A 1858-nucleotide genomic window follows, 5' to 3' on the forward strand; every position below is an offset into this window, starting at 1 on the left:
GTCTTATGACGAGCGGCTGGCGGCGCTGCGCGCCAAGGCCGAGGAAGGCGCCGGACACCGGGCGATCTTCGACGGCTTCGTCGCTGCCGCCAGCACCTCGCTCAGCGACATTTCGCGCGCGCTGAACGATGCGCATTTCGAACAGGCGATCACGCTGCTGGCAAAGGCCGAGACGATCTATGTGCTGGCCAAGCGCCGTTCCTATCCGGTCGCTTCCTACATCGCTTACGCGCTTGGCAAGCTTAAGATCCGCAACCAACTGATCGAGTCGGCCGCGGGCTTGAACGCCGAGATGATTGGCTTCGCTACGCCGCGCGACGCCGTCATCGCCATCAGCTTCTCGCCTTACGCGCCCGCGACCATCGAGGAGACGCGCTCGATCGCCGAGCAGGGCGTGCCCATCGTCGCCATCACCGACAGCTCGTTCTCGCCGCTCGCCCAATTCGCCAAGGTCTGGTTCGAGGTGGCCGAATCCGATTTCGGCGGCTTCCGCTCTTTGTCGGCAACGATGGCGCTTGCCATGGCGCTGACCGTTGCCGTCGGCGAAAAGCGGCGCGACGCCGGCCGCAAGCGCAAGGCCTGAGCGGCCCCGAACGGGCGTTTTTCCATCAGGGAACACTCATTCCATATTGACTATGGATTGGAATTATTATTTCATATTGACGGTGTCACGCCGCCGTTCGCGCGTGCTGCCCAAAACGACGCTGCTCTGCACAACAAAGCCGATGGGAGGTTCGAATGGGCGAAGCCGTGGAAGCGAAATATCCGCCGCTCGACGTCATCACGATCGGCCGCGCCTCTGTCGATCTCTACGGCCAGCAGATCGGCTCGCGTCTGGAGGACATAACCTCCTTCGCCAAGTCGGTCGGCGGCTGCCCGGCCAATATCTCCGTCGGCACGGCAAGGCTCGGCCTGCGCTCGGCGCTGCTCACTCGCGTCGGCGACGAGCAGATGGGCCGTTTCATCCGCGAGCAGCTCAGGCGTGAGGGCGTCTCGGTCGAAGCCCTGAAGACCGACAAGGAACGGCTGACGGCGCTGGTGCTGCTTTCCGTCGAGGACGAAGGCGTCTCGCCGATGATTTTTTATCGTTCGGATTGCGCCGATATGGCGCTCGCCGAAGAGGACATCGACGAGGCTTTCATCGCCTCGGCGCGCGCCGTGGTCGTCACCGGCACCCATTTCTCGCGTCCCAACTCGGATGCCGCACAGCGCAAGGCGATCCGTTTGATGAAGGCCAAGGGCGGCAAGGTCGTGTTCGACATCGACTACCGCCCGAACCTCTGGGGGCTCGCCGGCCATGCAGAGGGCTTCGAGCGCTACGTCAAGTCGGACCGGGTCTCGGCGCAGCTGAAGACGGTGCTGCCCGATTGCGACCTCATCGTCGGCACCGAGGAGGAAATCATGATCGCCTCCGGCGCCGACGATTGTTTGAGCGCGCTTAAGACGATCCGCACGCTGTCGGCCGCTACCATCGTGCTCAAGCGCGGTGCCAAAGGCTGCATCGTCTATGACGGGCCGATCAGCGACGACCTCGAGGACGGCGTCGTCGGCGAGGGCTTCCCGATCGAGATCTACAACGTGCTCGGCGCCGGCGACGCCTTCATGTCGGGCTTCCTGCGCGGCTGGCTCGGCGGCGAAAGCTTTGCCACGGCGGCGACCTGGGCCAATGCCTGCGGCGCCTTCGCCGTGTCGCGCCTGCTGTGCGCGCCGGAATATCCCACCTTCGAAGAGCTGCAGTTCTTTCTGAAGCACGGCAGCAAGCATCTGGCGCTGCGCAAGGACGAGGCGATCAACCACATCCACTGGGCGACGACGCGCCGGCGCGACATCTTCCAGCTGGACGCGGTGCTCGCAAGCG

2 protein-coding genes are annotated in these 1858 nt (G+C 64.3%); both read left to right on the top strand.

Features of this window, described 5'->3' with window-relative positions:
* Positions 1-583 (top strand): MurR/RpiR family transcriptional regulator (locus EOA60_RS31130; RefSeq protein WP_164899701.1); only part of this gene is annotated, 583 nt, incomplete at its 5' end.
* A gap of 155 nt (positions 584-738) precedes the next feature.
* The coding region (iolC, locus tag EOA60_RS31135; protein WP_128312485.1) for a 5-dehydro-2-deoxygluconokinase at positions 739-1858 on the top strand (1120 nt) is incomplete at its 3' end.

Source organism: Mesorhizobium sp. M1A.F.Ca.IN.020.06.1.1 (assembly GCF_004023265.1).
Taxonomy (GTDB): Bacteria; Pseudomonadota; Alphaproteobacteria; order Rhizobiales; family Rhizobiaceae; genus Mesorhizobium.